General features: G+C 60.7%; 23 protein-coding genes. 14 read left to right on the plus strand and 9 right to left on the minus strand.

Annotation, left to right across the window (positions count from 1 at the left end):
- Window positions 1-28: 28 nt before the first annotated feature.
- Window positions 29-343, minus strand: coding sequence for a DUF1476 domain-containing protein (locus BW978_RS19695; RefSeq protein WP_076397536.1), 315 nt, complete (start codon window positions 341-343; stop codon window positions 29-31).
- Between the two features lie 243 nt (window positions 344-586).
- Between BW978_RS19695 and purC the strand changes: the two genes are divergently transcribed.
- The 5 genes from purC (at window position 587) to BW978_RS19720 (ending at window position 3,005) form a co-directional block, all read left to right on the plus strand.
- A complete protein-coding gene (purC, locus tag BW978_RS19700) occupies window positions 587-1,351 on the plus strand; it encodes a phosphoribosylaminoimidazolesuccinocarboxamide synthase (protein WP_076397537.1) in 765 nt (254 codons plus the stop codon).
- Between the two features lie 18 nt (window positions 1,352-1,369).
- On the plus strand, window positions 1,370-1,612 hold the full coding sequence (gene purS, locus BW978_RS19705; protein ID WP_076397538.1) for a phosphoribosylformylglycinamidine synthase subunit PurS: 243 nt from the start codon (window positions 1,370-1,372) through the stop codon (window positions 1,610-1,612).
- Window positions 1,613-1,631: 19 nt separating this feature from the next.
- Window positions 1,632-1,889 carry a hypothetical protein gene (locus BW978_RS19710; protein WP_076397539.1) on the plus strand — a complete coding sequence of 86 codons (258 nt, stop codon included), beginning with the start codon at window positions 1,632-1,634 and terminating at the stop codon, window positions 1,887-1,889.
- Window positions 1,886-2,557 carry a phosphoribosylformylglycinamidine synthase subunit PurQ gene (gene purQ / locus BW978_RS19715; protein ID WP_076397540.1) on the plus strand — a complete coding sequence of 224 codons (672 nt, stop codon included), beginning with the start codon at window positions 1,886-1,888 and terminating at the stop codon, window positions 2,555-2,557. Before BW978_RS19710 ends, purQ begins: the two co-directional genes overlap by 4 nt.
- A gap of 61 nt (window positions 2,558-2,618) precedes the next feature.
- Window positions 2,619-3,005 carry a hypothetical protein gene (locus BW978_RS19720; protein ID WP_076397541.1) on the plus strand — a complete coding sequence of 129 codons (387 nt, stop codon included), beginning with the start codon at window positions 2,619-2,621 and terminating at the stop codon, window positions 3,003-3,005.
- Here BW978_RS19720 and BW978_RS19725 read toward each other — a convergent pair whose 3' ends face one another.
- Window positions 3,006-3,296, minus strand: coding sequence for a DUF1127 domain-containing protein (locus BW978_RS19725; RefSeq protein WP_076397542.1), 291 nt, complete (start codon window positions 3,294-3,296; stop codon window positions 3,006-3,008). It abuts the gene before it with no gap.
- A gap of 52 nt (window positions 3,297-3,348) precedes the next feature.
- Between BW978_RS19725 and BW978_RS19730 the strand changes: the two genes are divergently transcribed.
- The 3 genes from BW978_RS19730 to BW978_RS19740 all read left to right on the plus strand — a co-directional run bounded on the left by BW978_RS19730 (window position 3,349) and on the right by BW978_RS19740 (window position 7,485).
- The gene (locus BW978_RS19730) at window positions 3,349-4,767 is read left to right on the plus strand and encodes an aminotransferase-like domain-containing protein (protein ID WP_076397658.1); all 1,419 of its coding nucleotides are present in this window, start codon (window positions 3,349-3,351) and stop codon (window positions 4,765-4,767) included.
- A gap of 147 nt (window positions 4,768-4,914) precedes the next feature.
- Entirely contained in the window at window positions 4,915-7,137 is a 2,223-nt protein-coding gene (gene purL, locus BW978_RS19735) for a phosphoribosylformylglycinamidine synthase subunit PurL (RefSeq protein ID WP_076397543.1), read from the plus strand.
- A gap of 114 nt (window positions 7,138-7,251) precedes the next feature.
- Entirely contained in the window at window positions 7,252-7,485 is a 234-nt protein-coding gene (locus BW978_RS19740) for a BolA/IbaG family iron-sulfur metabolism protein (RefSeq protein WP_054149753.1), read from the plus strand.
- 55 nt (window positions 7,486-7,540) lie between these two features.
- Here the strand turns inward: BW978_RS19740 and BW978_RS19745 are convergent, their stop codons facing one another.
- Window positions 7,541-8,698, minus strand: coding sequence for a hypothetical protein (locus BW978_RS19745; RefSeq protein WP_076397544.1), 1,158 nt, complete (start codon window positions 8,696-8,698; stop codon window positions 7,541-7,543).
- A 122-nt stretch (window positions 8,699-8,820) separates the two neighbouring features.
- Between BW978_RS19745 and BW978_RS19750 the strand changes: the two genes are divergently transcribed.
- From BW978_RS19750 to BW978_RS19760, 3 genes are all read left to right on the plus strand, one after another.
- Window positions 8,821-9,051, plus strand: a complete 231-nt coding sequence (locus tag BW978_RS19750; protein WP_076397545.1) for a hypothetical protein — start codon at window positions 8,821-8,823, stop codon at window positions 9,049-9,051.
- A gap of 107 nt (window positions 9,052-9,158) precedes the next feature.
- Window positions 9,159-9,491 carry a Grx4 family monothiol glutaredoxin gene (gene grxD, locus BW978_RS19755; protein WP_076397546.1) on the plus strand — a complete coding sequence of 111 codons (333 nt, stop codon included), beginning with the start codon at window positions 9,159-9,161 and terminating at the stop codon, window positions 9,489-9,491.
- 131 nt (window positions 9,492-9,622) lie between these two features.
- A complete protein-coding gene (locus tag BW978_RS19760; RefSeq protein WP_139330611.1) occupies window positions 9,623-10,828 on the plus strand; it encodes a multidrug effflux MFS transporter in 1,206 nt (401 codons plus the stop codon).
- A 57-nt stretch (window positions 10,829-10,885) separates the two neighbouring features.
- Here BW978_RS19760 and BW978_RS19765 read toward each other — a convergent pair whose 3' ends face one another.
- Window positions 10,886-11,713, minus strand: coding sequence for an inositol monophosphatase family protein (locus BW978_RS19765; protein ID WP_076397548.1), 828 nt, complete (start codon window positions 11,711-11,713; stop codon window positions 10,886-10,888).
- A gap of 179 nt (window positions 11,714-11,892) precedes the next feature.
- Here BW978_RS19765 and BW978_RS19770 point away from each other — a divergent pair, with 179 nt between their 5' ends.
- Window positions 11,893-12,510: a thioesterase domain-containing protein gene (locus tag BW978_RS19770; RefSeq protein WP_076397549.1), complete on the plus strand. Its 618-nt coding sequence runs from the start codon at window positions 11,893-11,895 to the stop codon at window positions 12,508-12,510.
- 5 nt (window positions 12,511-12,515) lie between these two features.
- Here BW978_RS19770 and BW978_RS19775 read toward each other — a convergent pair whose 3' ends face one another.
- From BW978_RS19775 to rpsD, 5 genes are all read right to left on the minus strand, one after another.
- On the minus strand, window positions 12,516-13,097 hold the full coding sequence (locus BW978_RS19775) for a protein-S-isoprenylcysteine O-methyltransferase (protein ID WP_076397550.1): 582 nt from the start codon (window positions 13,095-13,097) through the stop codon (window positions 12,516-12,518).
- Complete coding sequence (locus BW978_RS19780; protein WP_076397551.1) at window positions 13,094-14,299, minus strand: alpha/beta fold hydrolase; 1,206 nt, start codon at window positions 14,297-14,299, stop codon at window positions 13,094-13,096. The genes BW978_RS19775 and BW978_RS19780 overlap by 4 nt, the downstream gene beginning before the upstream one ends.
- 176 nt (window positions 14,300-14,475) lie before the next feature.
- A complete protein-coding gene (gene ttcA / locus BW978_RS19785; RefSeq protein ID WP_076397552.1) occupies window positions 14,476-15,369 on the minus strand; it encodes a tRNA 2-thiocytidine(32) synthetase TtcA in 894 nt (297 codons plus the stop codon).
- Between the two features lie 58 nt (window positions 15,370-15,427).
- Window positions 15,428-16,354: a glutaminase gene (locus BW978_RS19790; RefSeq protein WP_054149763.1), complete on the minus strand. Its 927-nt coding sequence runs from the start codon at window positions 16,352-16,354 to the stop codon at window positions 15,428-15,430.
- Between the two features lie 113 nt (window positions 16,355-16,467).
- Window positions 16,468-17,085, minus strand: a complete 618-nt coding sequence (gene rpsD, locus BW978_RS19795; protein WP_076397553.1) for a 30S ribosomal protein S4 — start codon at window positions 17,083-17,085, stop codon at window positions 16,468-16,470.
- A 354-nt stretch (window positions 17,086-17,439) separates the two neighbouring features.
- Here rpsD and BW978_RS19800 point away from each other — a divergent pair, with 354 nt between their 5' ends.
- Window positions 17,440-18,261, plus strand: a complete 822-nt coding sequence (locus BW978_RS19800; RefSeq protein WP_076397554.1) for a D-alanyl-D-alanine carboxypeptidase family protein — start codon at window positions 17,440-17,442, stop codon at window positions 18,259-18,261.
- Window positions 18,262-18,302: 41 nt separating this feature from the next.
- Window positions 18,303-19,538, plus strand: a complete 1,236-nt coding sequence (gene pepT, locus BW978_RS19805) for a peptidase T (protein ID WP_076397555.1) — start codon at window positions 18,303-18,305, stop codon at window positions 19,536-19,538.
- Window positions 19,539-19,540 lie beyond the last annotated feature (2 nt).

Below are 19,540 nucleotides of genomic sequence, written 5' to 3' on the forward strand. Positions count from 1 at the left end.
TTGTCGCTTCAGAAGGTCGATCGCTGGATCAGCTGTTCTGGATCTGCTCGATGGCCTGACCGAGGAAGTCGATCATCTTCGAACGCAGTTCTTCTTCGGTGATCGACACGCCACCGGCCGTCAGATCACCCATGACCTTGCGGATCACATCCTCGTCGCCAGCCTCTTCGAAATCGGCAGCGATGACTTCCTTCGCATAGGCGTCCGGGTCGGCCTTGCCGAGCAGGCCGGCGGCCCACAGACCCACCAGCTTGTTGCGGCGGGCTTCCGCCTTGAAACGAAGCTCCTGGTCGTGTGCGAACTTGTTTTCGAAGGCCTTTTCGCGATCACTGATGCCGCTCATATCGATCTCCCATTTTGTGCCGCCATCGTGCGGTTTCGTTTCCCCATTAATCAAAAGGGAGTACAAAGTGCAATGCAAACTTCCGCGAGTCCGGGTGAGTCGTTTGCAGCGCGACGTTTTGGCAGGAAGGGGTGATCTGCGCATTGTGAAAACGAAGGTTTTCCGATATGGGACCGCTTCAAAGACCGATCCACTGCATCCGCGCAAGGCGCGCCGGGATGCCAACAATAGAGAAAACCACTCATGAACCGTCGCCGCCGCGTTTACGAGGGCAAGGCAAAGATCCTCTATGAAGGTCCAGAGCCCGGCACGCTGATCCAGTTCTTCAAGGACGATGCAACGGCATTCAACAAGAAGAAGCATGAAGTCATCGACGGGAAAGGCGTTCTGAACAACCGCATCTCAGAATATGTTTTCACGCATCTGAACAAGATCGGCATTCCGACCCATTTCATTCGCCGCATGAACATGCGCGAACAGCTGATCAAAGAAGTCGAGATCATTCCGCTCGAGATCGTCGTGCGCAATGTCGCCGCCGGCTCGCTCTCGACACGCCTCGGCATCGAGGAAGGCGTCGTGCTGCCGCGCTCGATCATTGAATTCTACTACAAGTCCGACGCGCTCGGCGACCCCATGGTCTCCGAAGAGCACATCACGGCCTTCGGCTGGGCGAACCCCGCCGAACTCGATGACATCATGGCGCTCGCCATCCGAGTCAACGACTTCCTCTCCGGCCTCTTCCTCGGCATCGGCATCCAGCTCGTCGACTTCAAGATCGAATGCGGCCGCCTTTATGAAGGCGACATGATGCGCATCATCCTGGCCGATGAAATCTCGCCGGACAGCTGCCGCCTCTGGGATATCGAGACGCGCGAAAAGCTCGACAAGGACCGCTTCCGGCAGGATCTGGGCGGACTGCTCGAAGCCTACCAGGAAGTCGCCCGCCGTCTCGGCATCATGAATGAAAACGAACCGGTGCGCGGCACTGGCCCGGTTCTCGTCAAGTAAGCTTTGGAGAAGAGATCAGTGATCAAGGCACGCGTCACCGTAACCCTGAAAAACGGCGTACTTGACCCTCAGGGCAAGGCCATCGAAGGCGCGCTCGGCGCGCTCGGCTTCGATGGCGTTGGCCAGATCCGCCAGGGCAAGGTCTTCGATCTCGAGCTTGCAGGCGAAGACAAGGCCAAGGCGGAAGCCGACCTTAAGGCGATGTGCGAGAAGCTCCTCGCCAACACGGTCATCGAGAACTATACTATCTCCATCGCCTGAGGGTTGTAGGAGATGCGCGATGGCTGAAGTCACCAGCGAATTGATGTTCGAGCTTCTGAAGAAGCTCCATCAGAGATTTGACAAGGTGGACTTTGCCATCAGCGAGTTGCGCGCGGATAATCAGACAATGCGCGCGCAACTGCATGCGCTGCAGGGTGACGTAAACAACCTGCGCGCAACAGTCGGCCACTTCGAAAGCCGGTTAGACCGGATCGACAATCGTCTGGAACTGCGCGAGTTCCAGAAAGCCCAGATAAGGTTTGAGCCAAAGCCATGAAATCAGCCGTCGTCCAGCTCCCAGGCCTCAACCGTGACCGCGACATGATCGCGGCGCTCACCAAGATCTCCGGCCATGCGCCAGTGACGATCTGGCAGACCGAGACCGAGATCCCGGATGTCGACCTGATCGTCATCCCCGGCGGCTTCTCCTACGGCGACTATCTGCGCTGCGGCGCGATCGCAGCCCGCATGCCGGTCATGCAGGCGATCAAGGAAAAGGCCGAGCAGGGCGTCAAGGTCATCGGCGTCTGCAACGGCTTCCAGATCCTGGTCGAAGCCGGCATGCTGCCGGGCGCACTGATGCGCAATACCTCGCTGAAGTTCGTCTGCAAGGAAATCAAGCTCGAGGTCGTCAACGCCGATACCGACTTTACCCGCGCCTATGCAAAGGGCCAAATCATTCGCTGCCCGGTCGCTCACCACGACGGTAACTATTTCGCTGATGCCGAGACGCTGAAGACAATCGAGGGCAATGGCCAGGTCGTCTTCCGCTATGCCGACGGCACCAATCCGAACGGCTCTATGAACGACATTGCCGGCGTGATCAACGCACAGGGCAACGTGCTCGGCATGATGCCGCATCCGGAAAACCTGATCGAAGCCGCCCACGGCGGCAACGACGGCCGCGGCATCTTCGCCTCGGCGCTGGACGTCATCGCGGCCTGAGGTAAGCTTCGCTTAACCACGGACCTTTAAGGGAAGGCGGCAGTCAGCCGAAAGATCGCCCATGCGCCGCATCGCCTTCTCCGTCGTTCTCCTTGCCGCAGCCGGTCTTGTGGCCTGCAAGCCGGAGGCACCGCGCCCGTCGGCAGCCGGTCAGTCGGCACTCGACATCATGGAAAAAGTCGCCGTCGCTGCGAACCGCTGCTGGTTCAAGTCGGGCGACGCCGCGTTCAGAACCTACCAGCTTTCCCCTGAACTCAGCTCCTTTTCCGGCCGTCCACGCATCCTCCTGGTGCGCAAGGGATCACGCGACGACCGCCCCGTGCTGGTGGTTCAGGCAGAAGGAAAGCCTCCTCGCCTTGACGCTTTCGGCCCACTCCTGAACGAGGATGTCGCGCCACGGATTCGCCAGGACGTTGTTCGCTGGGCCAACGGCAGAAACGACTGCTGATCACATCGGCGGCTGAACAGGCGGATCGAGCAGCAACAGCCGGGACTTCCTGATCTCCCGCGCCGCCATTTCAGCCGATAGCCCGACGTCGCGCAATTGCTCTTCCGTCAATTGCGAAAGCTGCACGCGCGTGCTTCGCGCCCGCCACCACAGCTTGAGCGCGCGCGCAAGACCACGGAATGGCAACAATGCCCCCTTGCGGACTGGCAACGCAACCTTCTGACGGGTGGGCCTCGGCGCGATTGTATCTATTGTCACCATGGCAGCAATTCCTAGCGTTTTTGTCTCCATGATCTCTCTATGAATTGACTCAACAAGGGTGACAATCTATAAAATTGTCATCATGACAAATTGGCTCCCTTCACTCGATACTGGAACCGGCCCGCTTTACATCCGCATCGCGGATGATGCCGAAAGTGCCATCAAATCAGGCGCGCTTCCCCATGGAGCAAAGCTGCCGCCGCAGCGCGATCTCGCCTATGATGTTGGGGTGACAATAGGGACAATCTCGCGCGCCTACGCTTTGCTTCGAGAGCGCGGACTGGTGACCGGCGAGGTTGGCCGCGGCACCTATGTCCAGGCGAGCAGCGACGGCAACGAACTCCCGGCCCGCGATCCCGTGACGATCAATTATGGGGGCACCCGGGCAATGGTCCCGCCGCCAGGCAAACTGCGGTTCGATACGACAGCTGCGATCGACGTCGGTCAGGCCGAGACGGTCGGACGGATCATGGCGGAGATCGCGACGGCCCATCCGGGCGAGATTTCGAGCTATACCCGCACACTCTCTCCCGATTGGCTGGAGGCAGGTCGGCTCTGGCTCGCCTCGGGGAGCTGGCAGCCGGAGGCCGAGCAGGTCCTGCCGCAGCTTGGCGTGCATGCCGGCATCAACGCCGTTGTCGCCGCAGTCAGCGGCGCCGGCGACCGGATCGTCTGCGAGCACCTCACCTATTCGCAGGTGTCGCGCAGCGCCAACCTCATGGGCCGCCAGATCGCGCTGGTCGATTCGGATCAGGACGGCATTCTTCCCGAGGATTTCGAACGCGTCTGCGCCCGCGAACACCCCAAGGCAGCCTTCATCATGTCCTCGGGCCAGAACCCGACGCTTGCCTGCCTGCCGCTCTCCCGCCGTAAAGACATCGTTGACATCGCCCGCAAATACAACGTCTGGCTGATCGAGGATTATCTGTATGGCGGCATGATCGCAGACGAGATCCCGCTCCTGGCGGAACTGGCGCCTGACCGGACATTTCTGTTAAACGGCTTGTCGAAATGTGTCGCAGCCGGTGTGCGCGGCGGCTGGGTCGCCTGCCCGCCCCACATGAGCCAGCGCGTGCGCGTTACCCAGAAGATGGTGACCGGCGGCCTGCCCTTTCTTCTCGCGGAACTCTCCGCCCGACTGGTGCTGTCGGGTGCTGCCGTCGAAATCAGGAGCAAGGTTCTGACAGAAATCGGCGCGCGCGAAGCAGTCGTCCGCGAGCTTTTCTCTGGCAAGGACTTCCGCTCCCATCCGCGCCTGCCCTTCTTCTGGCTGAAGCTTCCCGAACCCTGGATGTCAGGCACCTTCAAGCAGGCGGTACTCGATGCCGACGTCCTGATCGACGACGAGGACGAGTTCAAGCCAGCCCGTTCGTCGCGGGTCTATCATCATGTTCGCGTCGGCTTCAGCGAAGGTCGCGACCGTTCGATTTCCATAGAGGGGCTGAAGACGGTCCGCCGCATCCTAGACCAGTCGCCGCTCGGCACCAGCGCCATCGTCTGACCATCGGGAAAAGCCAAGGCTTCTTGTGCTGGAAAGCCGCAGGAAAGGCCTGATTGCGCGCATTTTTCAAGTGCGCCGGGCGCGGGCTTGGGTTATAGCCTGCCTCGAAACCGATCTCCCACCGATCTCCATTGCCCTGAGAGCCAGATGACCGTTTCCAACTCCCGTCCCATCACCGCAGAATTGATCGCAAGCCACGGCCTGAAGCCGGACGAATACGATCGCATCCTGAACCTGATCGGACGCGAGCCGACCTTCACCGAGCTCGGGATCTTCTCGGCAATGTGGAACGAGCACTGCTCCTACAAGTCTTCAAAGAAGTGGCTGAAGACGCTGCCGACCAAGGGTGCGCGTGTCATCCAGGGGCCGGGCGAAAATGCCGGTGTCGTCGATATCGATGACGGCGACGTGGTCGTATTCAAGATGGAGAGCCATAACCATCCGTCTTACATCGAACCCTATCAGGGCGCGGCAACCGGCGTTGGCGGCATCCTTCGCGACGTCTTCACCATGGGCGCCCGTCCGGTCGCCGCCATGAACGCGCTGCGCTTCGGCGCGCCCGATCACCCCAAGACCAAGCATCTGGTCGCCGGCGTTGTCGCCGGTGTCGGCGGTTACGGCAACTCCTTCGGCGTGCCGACCGTTGGCGGCGAAGTCGAATTCGACGCACGCTACAACGGCAATATTCTGGTCAATGCCTTTGCAGCCGGCCTCGCCAAGGCCGACGGCATTTTCCTGTCGGAAGCCAAGGGCGTCGGCCTTCCCGTTGTCTATCTGGGTGCCAAGACCGGTCGCGATGGCGTCGGTGGTGCGACCATGGCATCGGCCGAATTCGACGAGTCGATCGAGGAAAAGCGCCCGACCGTTCAGGTGGGCGACCCCTTCACCGAAAAATGCCTGCTCGAGGCCTGCCTTGAGCTGATGAAGACCGGCGCGGTCATCGCCATCCAGGACATGGGTGCCGCCGGCCTAACCTGTTCGGCCGTTGAAATGGGCGCCAAGGGCGACCTCGGCATCGAGCTGCATCTCGACAAGGTGCCGGTGCGCGAAGAGCGCATGACGGCTTACGAAATGATGCTGTCGGAAAGCCAGGAGCGTATGCTCATGGTGCTCGAGCCCTCCAAGGAAGAGGTCGCCAAGGCGATCTTCGTCAAATGGGGCCTCGACTTCGCGATCGTCGGCTACACCACAGACGACCTGCGTTTCCGCGTCATCCATCAGGGCGAAGAAGTCGCCAACCTCCCGATCAAGCAGCTCGGCGACGAAGCCCCGGAATACGACCGTCCCTGGATCGAGCCCAAGACCCCTGCGCCTCTTGCCGAAAACGACATCCCGGCTGGTGACGTCGCAGACGCGCTGCTGAAGCTGGTTGGCTCGGCCAACAACTCCTCGCGCCGCTGGGTCTATGAGCAGTATGACACGCTGATCCAGGGCAATTCGCTGCAGCTTCCGGGCGGCGATGCCGGCGTCATCCGCGTCGAAGGCCATGCCTCCAAGGCGCTCGCCTTCTCCTCTGACGTCACCCCGCGTTACGTAGAGGCCGACCCGTTTGAAGGCGGCAAGCAGGCGGTGGCCGAATGCTGGCGCAACATCACTGCGACCGGTGCGCTTCCGCTCGCCGCGACCGACAACCTGAACTTCGGCAATCCCGAGCGCCCCGAGATCATGGGTCAGCTCGTATTCGCCATCAAGGGCATCGGCGAAGCCTGCAAGGCACTCTACTTCCCGATCGTCTCGGGCAATGTCTCGCTCTACAACGAAACAAATGGACAGGGCATCCTGCCGACCCCGACCATTGCCGGCGTTGGCCTGATGAAGGACTGGAAGAAGATGGCCCGCATCCGCTTTGCGGCTCAGGGCGAAGCCATCCTGCTGGCCGGCGCGCCGTCCGGCTGGGGCACGCATCTTGGCCAGTCGGTGTATCTGCGCGACATCCATGGCCGCACCGATGGTCCGGCCCCGCATGTCGATCTCGCGCATGAAAAGAAGGTCGGCGACTTCGTTCGCGGCCTGATCCAGGATGGGCTCGCGACCGCCGTGCACGATTGCTCGTCGGGCGGCCTGGCGCTTGCCGTTGCTGAAATGGCCATGGCCTCCGGCATCGGCGCGCATGTCAACGCCCTGAACGATGCGAACCCGATCGCCGTTTTCTATGGCGAAGACCAGGGCCGCTACGTCCTGACCGTCACCGAAGACAATGTCGATCAGGTCCAGGTCCGCGCCGAAGCCGCAGGCGTCTTCTGCCCGTGGATCGGCCGCACCGGTGGTTCGAACGTGGTTCTGGGCGAAGCCCGCCCGGTTGCGGTTGAAGACCTCAAGACGGCTCACGAGGCGTGGTTCCCCGCCCTCATGGACGGCGAACTCCCCTGAGGCGTTCGATCACATGCCTGTGGAGCATGGGGTAGGCGCTGCCTGCCCCATTGAATCGCTTCTGCGAATGCACGATAGTTCTCGCATAGCTGATTTGCATGAGGGATCCATTACATGCCGATGAAACCAGGCGACATCGAAGACATGATCAAGGCCGGCATTCCGGGAGCGAAGGTCGTTATCCGCGACCTCGCCGGGGACGGAGATCACTATGCCGCCGAGGTCGTCGCCGAAGCCTTCCGGGGCAAGAGCCGCGTCCAGCAGCACCAGATGGTCTACGACGCCTTGAAGGGCAATATGGGCGGAGTGTTGCATGCGCTGGCATTGCAGACGAGCATCCCTGACTGATTGAGCAGACCAGATCGCTAGACTGTCGAAGGCCTGCCACACCAGTGGCGGGCCTTTATCTTTGTGTGGCCTGAAGCTTCGGTGCCGTCGCCGATTCCAGCGCTTCGAACGAACGCGCCGGCAACGGCCCCGCCGTCATCAGCGTGAAGTCGAAACCGCTCGGCTGATCGGGTCCGAGCACATATTGCCGGTGCATTCTCAAGAAGTCGCGGCGGTTCTTCTGATAGCGCTCCGCAGACAGCGCATGTTTGAAGCGGACAAAGACGAGCTTGGGCTGCGGCGCGTCCGCATGTCCCGACAGCGCCACGGTGTGGCATTTGTAGAGATGGATCGGATCGGTGAGACACTGGATATCGAACCAGTCGACGGATGGATGACGCGCGAGCGCACCGATCCGCTGCCTGAGCAGGGATGCAGACGACAACAGGCTGCACTGCAAGGCGGCACCGCCTAGGGTGACGAAGACGAGCCGTCGTCCCTTGAGCGCGTCCGGTGATGTCTCGAGAAGCCGGCCAACAACGGAGATCGCGAAGTTCGCACCCATGCTGTGCGAAGTGACCAGAATCTCGTCGGCAGAACCTTCCAAGGCCGACCCCACCTCGCCTGCTGCCCGCTCTATGAAGGCATCCACCTCTCGCCGATTTTCGGCGACGGCGACGGCGAGGCGCCAATCGGCAAGCAGATGCAGGACGTGGTACCGGTCCGAGAACGGAATGACCCCATGGCGGAAGACGAGGTAGCCGGCAGGCAGTGCCAGCAGGAACCACAAGGAGGAGAGTTCGAAGGTGGAGGGAATGGCCGCGATGTTCACCGCAAGCGCGAGGCCTGCGGCGACGAACAGGAAGGGGAAAAGAAAGAACAGACCAAAGCGCCAGGCATTACGGAAATAGCGCCAGGCACCGCCCTGCCTGACCACGTCGAAGCCCGCCTTGAAGCCTTTCGCAATCTGCATCCAGAGCGGCTCTGCCCGCATGGCCGCAATCAAGTCATTGTGGTCGAAGACATGGATCTGTGATCGCGTCGCCCAGCCCTCGCCATACGCATCCACCGAAAAATGTGCGCCCTGCGCATCGTGCAGGAGGTCATCGACTTTGAACTGCGCCTGCCAGACGGCCGAGGCTTGCGCTGCCGAACGCTTGTATCGCTGTCGATGGGCTTCGGCGTCGAGGGGTTCGAAGCCCGGGAAATGCAGCACGATGCGGCTTTGGATCATTGAGACGGTCACTTCATAGACGGCAGGCCGCCGCAGGTGGCGCTTGCTAGACGAGAATTGCGCTGATTTAAAGAGTGGAGAGAACAAAAACCCGCTGAATTCGAGGGCGTGGGGGAGTAAAGATGGCGGATCTGATCGGCAACATCATCAAGGACGTCGTAGAGGGCGTGCTGAAGGAGATACTCAAGAAGTCGACCCGCAAGGGCACCACCCGTCGGCGCAAGCGCCAGGCGCGCTCCGCGACCACGGGCCGTTATGTCCGCAAGACGACGAAACGTGTCAAAGCCCCTGCCCGGAAACAAGTCAGCCGTCGCCGCACGGCGGCCAAGCGCAGCCGCCAGCGCAGCCGTTAATTCCGGCGCTGTCGCAAAGTCGCCACTGGCAAAAGTAAAACCGTATTGCTATTTCTATGACAGATCGAAGCTGCCGCCTTGAACGGCATGTGAAAAGGAAGAATGCCATGAGCGCCCACGAATTCATCGAGAACGAAGTCAAGACCAACGACGTGGTCCTGTTCATGAAGGGCAGCCCGCAGTTCCCGCAGTGTGGCTTCTCAGGCCAAGTCGTGCAGATGCTCGATTACCTCGGCGTCGACTATAAGGGCGTGAACGTGCTCGCCGATATGGAAATCCGTGAAGGCATCAAGGCCTATTCCAACTGGCCGACCATTCCGCAGCTCTACATCAAGGGCGAATTCGTCGGCGGCTGCGACATCGTCCGCGAGATGTTCCAGGCGGGCGAACTCCAGAAGCATTTCGAAGATCAGGGCATCGCCGTCCGCGGCGCTGCCTGACAACATCAGCCGCAAGGCTTCAAAAAATCTCCAGGCGATGAAGGCGTTGTCCCAAGCAACGCCTTCATGCCGTTCTAAGGTCATTATTCATGTCAGATTCATTACAGTCCCCTCCCAAGACACTTGGGGGAATGGGACGTGCCGAATTCATCGCGCTGATGGCATTCCTTATGGCGCTCAACGCGCTTGCCATCGACATCATGCTGCCGGGTCTCCAGGAAATTGGCGCCGCTCTGAATGTCGAAAACGAAAACCATCGCCAGTATGTCGTTTCCGCCTATCTGATCGGCTTCGGCTTCGCCCAGCTCTTCTATGGCCCGATCGCCGACCGCTTTGGGCGGCGCATTCCAATGATCATTGGCCTGGCGATCTACGTCGTATCGTCGCTCGCCGTCGTCTTTGTGCCCTCCTTCGAATCATTGCTGATCCTGCGCTTCATCCAGGGCATCGGCTCGGCCGCAACCCGCGTCATCACGGTCTCGATTGTCCGTGACGTCTTCGGTGGCCGCCAGATGGCAGAAGTCATGTCGCTGATCATGATGGTCTTCATGGTCATTCCGGTCGTAGCCCCCGGCACTGGCCAGGTGATCATGCTCTTCGGCGACTGGCACTGGATCTTCGTCTTCATGGCGGTGATTGCGGTGATCGTCGGCGTGTGGATGTATGTCCGCCTGCCGGAGACGCTTGCACCCGCAGATGTCCGTCCCTTCACCGTGAAGGTGATCTACGACGGCTTCCGCATCGTCCTTACCGACCGTGTGGCGCTATGTTACACCATCGCCAGCACCTTCATATTCGGCGCGCTGTTCGGCTTCATCAATTCCGCTCAGCAGATCTATGTCGGCATCTACGAGCTCGGCGTCTGGTTCCCGGTCGCCTTCGCGGCAGTGGCCCTGTTCATGGCGCTGTCGTCCTTCGTCAATGCCAAGCTGGTCGGCCGCTTCGGAATGCGCAAGCTCTCGCATGGCTCGTTGCTCGGCTTCATCGCGATCAACCTGATCTGGCTGGTGGTGCAGGTTCTCGGGCCCCAGCCGATGCCGTTCTTCCTGTTCATCACCTTCTTCTCGCTGGCGATGTTCCAGTTCGGCTGGATCGGTTCGAACTTCAACTCGCTGGCCATGGAACCCTTGGGCCATGTCGCAGGCACAGCGTCTTCGGTTCTCGGCTTCATGGGCACGATCGGCGGTTCGGTCATCGGCGCGGCCATCGGCCAGGCTTTCGATGGCACCGCACTACCGATGGTGGCTGGCTTCTTTGTCGTTTCGGTCATCGGCCTGATCTTCGTGCTGATCGGCGAGAAGGGCCGCCTGTTCCAGGCCCAGAACAAGCAGGTCTGATCCGACACACTCGCTTAAAATGCGAAAGGCCCGGTCATCGCCGGGCCTTTTTCCTGATCAGTCGACGGTGAAGATGCGTTCGCGCAACTCCTGCCAGGCGTCGGCATCGGAGGCCACGAGCAGTCCGCCCGACGTATGATGCGGCAGATAAGGCGAACCATCGGAGCGCGCGACGTGTGCGCCCGCTTCCTGCATCATCAGCGCGCCTGCCAGGTGGTCCCAGGGCATCAGCTTGTTGTACATCGCAAAATCCATGTGCCCCTGGCCGAGCAGCCGGTATTCATGGGCGGCACAGCGATAGCTGGTGAACAGCCGGACCTCGGCGAGATTGGAGAGGATCTTTCGCCGGGTCTCGATGTCGAAGAAACCGGTATTGGCGATCCCGATCATCTGTTCGAGCGGGCCGCTGGGCCGCACCTGCATCTGCTCCTGGCTGCCATCCGGCCGATAGATCCAGGCACCCGAGCCCTTCTCCACCAGCGCCCAGTCGTTACCGATCGGGTCGTAGATGACGCCACCAATGGTTTCGCCCTTGGACACCACGGCGAGGATCATGCCAAACAGCGTGAGCCCCGATGCGAAGTTGAAGGTCCCGTCGATCGGATCGACCACGACGGCTAGTTCAGCACCCTTCAGACGATCGAGAAGCGCCGGATCGGCCGCGACCGATTCCTCGCCGACGAACAGAGCATCGGGCATGATGGCCTCGATCCCCTTCCGAATGACACGCTCGGCGGCCTCGTCTGCTTCCGTCACAAGGTCGATCGCTTCGGTCTTCATCCTGACATCACCGTCGCCGAGATTGCGGAAGCGCGGCAGGATCTCTTCGACGGCAGCCTGCTGCAAAAGATTGGCAAGGGCGGCAATATCGATGGTCGCGGTCATGAGTGGCCTTTCTGATCCGTGAAAGAGAGGCGCGAAATCTGGCGCCGTCCGGGATGCGCCCGTTCTAGCCTGTCGACAATGGCGAAGTACAGGGCCGATGGCCCGGCATGTCGGTTGTCAGGCTCGTCAAATCATGCATGAATCCGAAAGCACTCCATTTTCGAGGATGTCCTTCCGACATGATTTCCAGGCGCGCCCTCCTCTCCCAGGCATCCCTTTTTCTTGCAGCCTCCATCCTGCCCGCCGAGGCGGCAAAGCCCCGAAGGCCGAAGCCCCCGAACGGCCAGGTCTATCTATTTCGCGGATTTGCCGATATTTTCTCGACGGGCCTGAATACCCTGGGGCAGCAGCTGAAGGCGGATGGCGTCAACGCGCAGGTGATGTCTCTCCCGAATGCTCAGACCTTTGCCCGCAGGATTGCCGAGCGCTACCGCGCCTCGAAGGATGCCCGCCCGATCGTGCTGGTCGGGCATTCGCTCGGCGCCGACATGACCTTTTCGGTGGCACGCGCCTTGCAGCCAATGAAGATTCCGGTCGCTCTGATCTTGAGCTTCGATCCGACCGGCAAAGGGCCGGTGCCGGCCAACGTCAGGAAGACGCTGAACTTCTACACCGGTGGCGAAAACCTGTGGTCACCCGTCCTGCCCGCGCCCGGCTTCAAAGGCGAACTCGCCAACATCAACCTGCGTCAGGGCGAAACGGCGATCAGCGGCATCGGCCATTTCAACATCGACAAGAACCCGAAGCTGCACGAGCGGTCGATCAAGGAAATCAAGCAGGCTCTTCGTCGTCGCTGAGACGCTCAGAACATGCCGGGAACCAGCCGCTTGGTGCGGGCGCAATAGGCGTCGTATTCGGCGCCGAAGGTCTCGCGCATCATTGCCTCTTCCCGTGACTGACGCACGGCATAGAGGGCAAAGACAGCGACCAGTCCGGCAAAGCCTGCAATCCAGTTGGGGATGAGCAGCGCCTGGGTCACGCCCCAGAGCAGGAAGGACGCATACATCGGGTGACGCACATAAGCGTAGACACCGCCGGTGACCAGCTGATGTCCCTCGCGCACCTCAAGCGTCACCGACCAGTTCTTGCCGAGATCCTTGTGGCTGCGGCGGAAGAGCCAGAGAAAGGCCATCCCGGAGAGCGTCCCGAGGACAATGGTCACAACCCCCTGCCCGCGATCAGCCAGTCCTCCAAGGACCTCCAGCCGCCAGAGAACCGGCATCACAACCAGACCGAACGTGCAGAAGACGAGCAGTGAAATGTCGAGCGGCGTGCGCTTGTCGATCGCCGTCTTCTGACGCCGCGCCCGGCGCATGGCCGGATAACGCATGCCGCACCAGGTCACCAGCATCAGGGCCCAGAGGATGAAGGAAATGCGGATCATGAAGTCGCCTCTGTAGTCTCGCGTGCCTCTGCCGATAGCGGCAGCCTGTCGCCTCTTACGGCTTCGATAGGCCGGGTGCCACAGCAGATCATGAAGAAATCGTAGAAATACGGGCGGCTATTGGCCGAAATAAACTGATAGTGAACGCGGAAGAAGTTCTTCTTCACGCGCCGATAGGTCTCCCGCTCCAGCATGTCGCGAATGCGCACCTGGAACTGTCGCGGGAACTGATCAGCCCGCTGATGTTTGAGACCAGCCCGGGCATAAGGATCGCATTTGTAGAAGTTGATGATGTCGGTCAGCGCCTGGAACTCGGTCCAGCGAATGCCGGGATGACGGGAAAGCGCCTCCAGTCGCGATCGTGCGCGCGCGGCCGCCGGATGCAGCGCAACCTTGAGCGATGTCGAGCCGACAGTGACCAGCTGGAAGTCGATGGGCCTGCCCTCAGCCACCAGCCTCTCGGCCAGTTGGTGAGCGACGTCGAGGATAAGAGCACCACCTGTGGAGTGCCCGACAAGCAGGACTTCGTCATAGGCCGATTGCGCTATGCGCTGCGAAATCAACGCGGCCCAGGCGTCGATCCGCTGATCCATGCTGGGGCGCCGGCAATGGAGGTGCTCGCGGCTGAACGACCAGAGATCCATAAGATGGTAGACGAAATAGCGTTGGCCAACAGAGCGACCGAGAGCATAGATGACAGCAAGGCCGGCAAGTGCCGGCAGAAGCGGGCCACCGGGAAGCCCAATCCAGTGCACGAGACGATAGGCGATCGTACCGGACCAGGCGAACAGCCCCAGCATGACGAGGGGATAGAGAAAATAGAGTGCGAAGCGCCAATTGGTGGCAAAGAAGCGGAACATCGTGCCGGAGACAACATAGTCGAAGAAGGCAAGCAGATAGGCCGCAAGGCGAACGACAAAGGGCCGTGCCCCATCATGCTTGACGATGTCGTCGAAACTCAAAAAAGTGATGTCGGATCGACACACACCGTCGGGGCTCCGATAATCGGCCACCCCAGTCATCGCCATGGTGCTGTTAGCCTCGACCGGTTCGCCGAGCTTGGCTTCGACCGACCAGCACTTGCAGAAGCGCTCCATTTCGCGGCCGATACGCCGAAAAAAGCCGGCAGCATCGTTGCGTTCATATCCTCCGACGAGAAAGACGGCACGTCTCGACACCGAAGGCTGAGCGACCTCAGACATTCCTACTCCCACACAATTCACGGGGCCCGGCAAATCGACATGCAGGACCCCTTATCCGAGCGCAATGTGCAAGAAGCCGATCGCACAGTCCAGCCTTGCGGCCCGATCTTGGCGCAATGCAGCAATTTTCCTGTGTCTTTACAAGCAAGCCTGCGGAAAACCGGGCAGACCGGGCTTTATTCGGCTTTGGTCGCCATCAGCCCGGCAAAATCGAAGAGCTTCGGGTCGAGCAGATGCGAGGGATCGACATGGGCAAGTGCCCTAAGCATGGCATCCTTCCGACCGGGCATCTTTGCCTCGATGCCGGCCAGCATCTCCTTCATCGCATTGCGCTGCAAACCGTCCTGCGAACCGCAGAGGTCGCAAGGGATGATCGGAAACTCCATCGCCTGCGCAAAGCGGGCCATGTCCTCTTCAGCCGCGTAAGCCAACGGACGCAGGACGAAGAGATCCTTCTCGTCGTTCAGAAGCTTGGCCGGCATGGCCGAGAGGCGGCCGCCATGGAAGAAGTTCATGAAGAAGGTTTCAAGAATGTCCTCACGGTGATGGCCAAGCACCAGCGCATCACAGCCCTCTTCGCGGGCAATGCGGTAGAGATTGCCGCGTCTCAACCGAGAACAGAGCGAGCAATAGGTCCCACCGCTGGGGACCTTCTCCTTCACAATCGAATAGGTATCGCGATACTCGATGCGATGTTTCACACCGATTGAGGCGAGATATTCAGGCAGGACATGTTTCGGAAAATTCGGCTGCCCCTGGTCGAGATTGCAGGCGACCAGTTCGACCGGCAACAGTCCGCGCCACTGAAGATCGAGGAGGATGGCGAGCAGGCCGTAGCTGTCCTTGCCCCCCGACAGACCGACCAGCCACCGCTTCTGACCTTTGAGCATGTCGAAGTCAGACATTGCCTGGCGCACCTGGCGGATCAGCCGCTTGCGCAGCTTGTTGAACGAGACCGAGCGCGGTGCGCTAGTGAAGACGGGATGAACGGTCGACAGGTCGAGCTCATCCTCGCCTTCGCCCTCGAGCAAGGCGGCATTCTGGCTGTCGATCGTATTGACGAGGTTCATCTTCGGCTCCGGCCAAGGCGGCTGTTCGGCTCTCCAATGCCCTTTGCGACCGGCAAGATCAAGTCCCGAAGACCGACCAGCCCGTGCGGGTGGCGAGCATTTCAAGCGCTGCCGAGCCGAGCGCGGAATTGCCGACCTTGTTCAGCCCGGGCGACCAGACGGCAATCGACGCCTTGCCAGGCGCAACCGCGAGAATGCCGCCGCCGACGCCCGACTTGCCCGGCAAACCGACATGATAGGCGAAATCGCCCGAGCCATCGTAATGGCCGCACATCAGCATCAGCGCGTTGATGCGGCGCGCCCGCTTAGGCGACACGACAGAAAAGCCACTCAGCGGATTGGTGCCCCTGTTGGCGAGAAACAGGCCGGCATGGGAAAGCTGGACACAGGAGAGCGCCAGCGCGCATTGGTGGAAATAAACGCCGAGCGTGTGCTCGACCGGATGCTGCAGATTGCCGAAGCCACGCATGAAATTGGCGAGCGCAAAGTTGCGATAGCCGGTGCGCTGCTCCGACTGCGCCACCTTCTCGTCGATCGACAGTGTCTCATCATCGGCGAGATAGCGCATGAAGCGAAGATATTCGCCGATGGCCTCGCGCGGTGCATGGCCCGCAAGCACCATATCGGTGACGACGATCGCACCGGCATTGATGAAGGGATTTCTCGGGATGCCGTGCTCGTGCTCGAGCTGGACGATGGAATTGAAAGAGGAGCCGGACGGCTCGCGCCCCACTCGCTTCCAGATCGATTCGCCGGCCTTGCCGAGCGCAAGCGTCAGCATGAAGACCTTGGAAATGCTCTGGATCGAAAAGGCCGTATCGGCATGGCCGGCCTTGTAGGTCTGGCCGTCGACGGTGGTGATCGCCATGCCGAACTGCTTCGGATCGACCCGGGCCAGCTCCGGAATGTAGTCGGCCACCTTGCCCTCGCCGAGGCGCGGTTCGAGCGCGCTGACGATCTCGTCGGCGATCAGCTGCAGATCCATGTCGTTCCCCTTACCCGCATTCGTACCCGGTCATCTTTCCCGGTGAACGCTGCACTGCAAACAGAAAAAGCCGCCCCGAAGGGCGGCTTTCCACAAATCCGTCTCGCAAGCAATTAGCGCGAGTAGAATTCGACGACCAGGTTCGGTTCCATGATGACTGCGTAAGGAACGTCAGCCAGCGTCGGGACGCGAACGAAGGTTGCAACCATCTTGTTGTGATCGACTTCGATGTAGTCCGGAACGTCACGCTCTGCGAGCGATACGGATTCCAGAACGGTGACCATCTGCTTCGACTTCTGGCGAACTTCGATGACGTCGCCAGCCTTGCAGCGGTACGAACCGATGTTGACGCGAACGCCGTTGACGGTGACGTGGCCGTGGTTGACGAACTGGCGGGCAGCAAAGACCGTCGGTACGAACTTGGCGCGGTAGACGATGGCGTCCAGACGCGACTCAAGCAGGCCGATCAGGTTTTCGCCGGTGTCACCCTTGCGACGGTTGGCTTCGTCGTAGGTGGCGCGGAACTGCTTCTCGCGGATATCGCCGTAGTAGCCCTTCAGCTTCTGCTTGGCGCGCAGCTGCACGCCGAAGTCGGAAAGCTTGCCCTTGCGGCGCTGGCCGTGCTGGCCGGGGCCGTATTCGCGGCGGTTCACCGGGGACTTCGGACGGCCCCAGATGTTTTCGCCCATACGGCGGTCAATTTTGTACTTGGAAGATGCGCGCTTGCTCATCCGTATTTCCTCTCAACAGGTTACAGCGGTTTGTTACCAAGCCGCTTAAGGAAACACGCCCTCCTCTGAGCCTCCGTTTCCGAGGCTCCGACAGGATTCTCACGTCAGCGAACGGAGAAAACCACGGGACATGTCAAAACAAACACCGGGCGTTTCGGCCCGGCGTTGGGGCGTCATTAGTGGGGTGCGTGAGAAATGTCAACACGTTATCAGGAGCGTGTGTGACGAAAGAGTGACTGCAGCAGTGGCCCATTCTCTGGCGGAAAACCGGGCGATAGCGCCTGCAAAGGCTGACAGAGGCACAGAAGTTCGCTATCCCCCATACCATCCTCCATGAAAGAAGTCTCTTCCTCGATGATGACAGACCTGTCCCGCCGTATCCTGCTCGCCCTCGCTGTAACGCTCTCGATGTTTGCGCCGGCAGCGGCCGAAGTCCAGAAACCCGGCCATGCCCATATCCTGGTCGACGCTGGCACCGGTGCGATCCTCGAGGCTGAGAATGCCGACATGGTTCTCTATCCGGCATCGCTGACGAAGATGATGACGCTCTATCTCACCTTCGAGGCTCTGCATTCCGGACAATTCAAGTGGGCCCAGCGCCTCGTCATGTCCGAGAATGCGAACGGCAAGGAGCCCTACAAGTTCGCAGTCGGAGCCGGCAACACGATCAGCGTGCAGGAAGCGGTCATGGGCATGGTCGTGCTTTCGACGAATGACGCAGCAACCGCGGTAGCCGAATCGCTGGCAGGCTCCGAGGAAGCCTTTGGCCAGATGATGACGTCGAAAGCCCGCGAGCTCGGCATGACCAGCACGGTCTTTACCAACCCCTCAGGCCTCCCCGATCCGCGCCAGGTGACGACCGCAACAGACATGGCGCGTCTTGGTCTGGCGCTGCTGCGGGACTTCCCCGAAGAGTACAAGCTGTTCGCCTCGCGCGGCATGACCTTCCGCAGCATGAAATTTCGCGGTCACAACGCTTTCCTGGTGCAGTATCCGGGCGCCGAAGGGATCAAGACCGGCTTCACCAATGCCTCGGGCTACAACATCGTGACATCGGCAAGCCAGGGTGACCGCCGCCTGATCGGCGTGGTTCTGGGTGCTGACAGCGCCAATGCCCGCACGCAGGAAATGATCACGCTGTTCGACCGTCATTTTGGCACCAAAGTCAGCCAGTGACGGCAGGAAGCCCAAGAAAGCCCCCCGAGAAAGCCATTGCCATGACCGACACCGTTCTCGACCGCTTCCTCCGCTACGTCGTCATCGACACCCAGTCCGATCCGGCCTCCAACACCCAGCCCTCGACGGAGAAGCAGAAGGATCTCGGACGCGTGCTGGTGGCAGAACTCCTGGCGATCGGCATTACCGACGCGCATATGGACGAACACGGCAATATCTATGCGACGATCCCGGCCAATACCGCCAAAGACGTTCCGGTCATCTGCTTATGTTCTCATATGGACACCGCACCCGACTTCACCGGCACGAACGTAAAGCCGCAGCTGGTGCGCAACTATAAGGGTGGCGACATCACGCTGACGGGCGACACCAGCCAGGTGATCCGCGTCGCATCCCATCCGCAGCTGAAGAACCAGATCGGCAACGACATCGTCACGACCGACGGCACGACGCTGCTCGGCGCTGACGACAAGGCAGGTGTGGCCGAGATCATGACGGCCGCGGCCCACCTGATGGCGAACCCCGACATCAAACACGGCACGATCAAGATCCTCTTCACGACAGACGAGGAAATCGGCCGTGGCGCCGACAAGGTGGATCTTGAGAAGCTCGGCGCCCGCTTCGCCTATACGCTCGATGGCTCGACTGTCGGCGAGATCGAAAACGAAACCTTCTCCGCCGATGGTGTCGTGATCGAAATCACCGGCGTCGCCATGCATCCAGGCTACGCCAAAGGCAAGATGGAGAACGCGATCAAGGCTGCAAGCGACATCGTTGCCCGCCTTCCGCGTGACATCGCACCGGAGAGCACCGAGGGACGCGAGGGTTTCATCCACCCGGTCGATATCTCGGGCAGCATGGAAAGTGCCAAGCTGCAGTTGATTGTCAGAGATTTCACCGAAGCGGGCCTGAAAGAGAAGGAAGAGCTGCTGGAGAAGATCACCCGGGAGGTCATGGGGACCTATCCGGGATCGACCCACAGCTTCACGGTCAAGCACCAGTATCGCAACATGCGGCAAGTCCTCGATCGCCACCCGGAGATCATGGACAATCTCGAAGAAGCTGTCCGCCGCGTCGGACTGGAACCCGTCCGCCACAGCATTCGCGGCGGCACCGACGGCTCGCGCCTCTCCTTTATGGGCCTGCCCTGCCCCAACATCTACACCGGCGGCCACGCCTATCACTCGCCGCTCGAATGGGTGAGCGTCCAGGACATGGAAAAGGCCGTGGAGACGATCGTCGCTCTCGTCCGCGTCTGGGAAGAGCGGGCGGCGTAAGC

Origin of the sequence: Rhizobium sp. RU33A, from assembly GCF_900156055.1 — a bacterium.
Lineage (GTDB): Bacteria > Pseudomonadota > Alphaproteobacteria > Rhizobiales > Rhizobiaceae > Allorhizobium.